The 1,339-nt window shown below is 38.5% G+C and carries 1 protein-coding gene and 1 pseudogene; both read left to right on the top strand.

Annotated features, from left to right (window positions below):
- Nucleotides 1-89, top strand: an 89-nt coding sequence (locus N0M92_RS29065) for an IS3 family transposase (protein ID WP_260288566.1), incomplete at its 5' end; no start/stop codon positions are given.
- A 257-nt stretch (nt 90-346) separates the two neighbouring features.
- Nucleotides 347-1,339 (top strand): annotated as a pseudogene (locus N0M92_RS29060) (IS110 family transposase); the annotation flags it as partial.

Genomic DNA, 1,339 nt, shown 5'->3' with positions numbered 1-1,339 from the left:
TGACGTACTATAACAATTTCAGATATCAATGGAACTTAAAGAAGATGACTCCTGTTCAATACAGAAATCACCTTCTCAAAGTGGCATGACCTTTTTTAAAAATGTCCTTTACATAGGGTACAGTTTATTTACTGGTTGACCTTTTTTTAATAGAATCTATTACATCAGTAGCCAGGGTAGGACGTACGGGTGCGTGGGACTTGATCCCGTGAACTAAACTGTCCGCCCCCTACTTGTAGAAACATGTTTGAGGCTGGTTGGGACGTAGATTTCGTATAACAAGCGAAGCTATGACACTACATGGAGGACTAGGGGTACTGGTTGGTAAGTAGAGGAGGGAAAAACAATGAATCCAGTTGTGGGTCTGGATGTGGCAAAAGGAGAGAGTAAAGTTCAGGCGTTTTTAAATCAATCTAAACCGTATGGAAAGAGCTTTTCAATAAAGCATAATAGAGAGGAATTAGATCATTTTATTGGATTTCTAAAAGAAATCGAAGAGATGAAAGGGCAGATGCCTATGATCATTTTAGAATCTACAGGGCATTACCATACTCCCGTTATTCAATTCTTGGAGGAACAAGGAGTTCTATATATCTTACTAAATCCGATTATTTCTTATCAGGCAAAGAAGTCTAGTTTACGAAAGGTAAAAACAGACGCAATCGATGCGTACCAGTTGTGTGTGCTGTATTACAAAGAGGATTTTGAATCTCATAAAATTAGAGGAATTCGGCTTTTAGACCTTCGGAATTTGTCAAGACAACAGGAAAATGTAACGAATATGTATGTGGAAGCTAAACTTCAGTTTCACACCATTTTAGATTAACTGTTTCCTGAATACCGAAAGGTTTTTGGCGATTTATTCTCAAAGGTTTCATTATTGATGTTAAAGGAATACCCTACTTCAGAGGCTGTATTAAATGCCGGGGAAAGTAAACTAGCAGAGAGTGTTATAGAGTTCTGTCCCAGCCGATCGGGTGAATGGGCATGGGGAAAAGCAAAAAAAATAATGGATTCCGCGTCTCAAAATCCATTTCAAAAAAGCGTGTATGAAAGTCACGTAATCAATCTTCGTATGTATATGGAGTTGCTTTTTCATTACCAGGGACACCTTTCTGATTTGGAAGATCGTATAGTGGCCCTGTCAAATGAAATGGAAGAATATAAGATCATCCAATCGATTCCTGGTATAGGAGAAAAAATCGCAGCCACGATTATCTCTGAAATTGGTGAAATCGATCGATTTAATCACCAGAAAAAACTGGTTGCCTTCGCTGGAGTAGATCCAAGTGTTCACTCTTCGGGTAAGTTTACGGCAACCATTAATCGTATGACTAAA

Source organism: Peribacillus aracenensis (assembly GCF_025175645.1).
GTDB classification, from domain to species: Bacteria; Bacillota; Bacilli; order Bacillales; family DSM-1321; genus Peribacillus; species Peribacillus aracenensis.
This window is presented reverse-complemented; position numbering and strand designations above follow the sequence as displayed.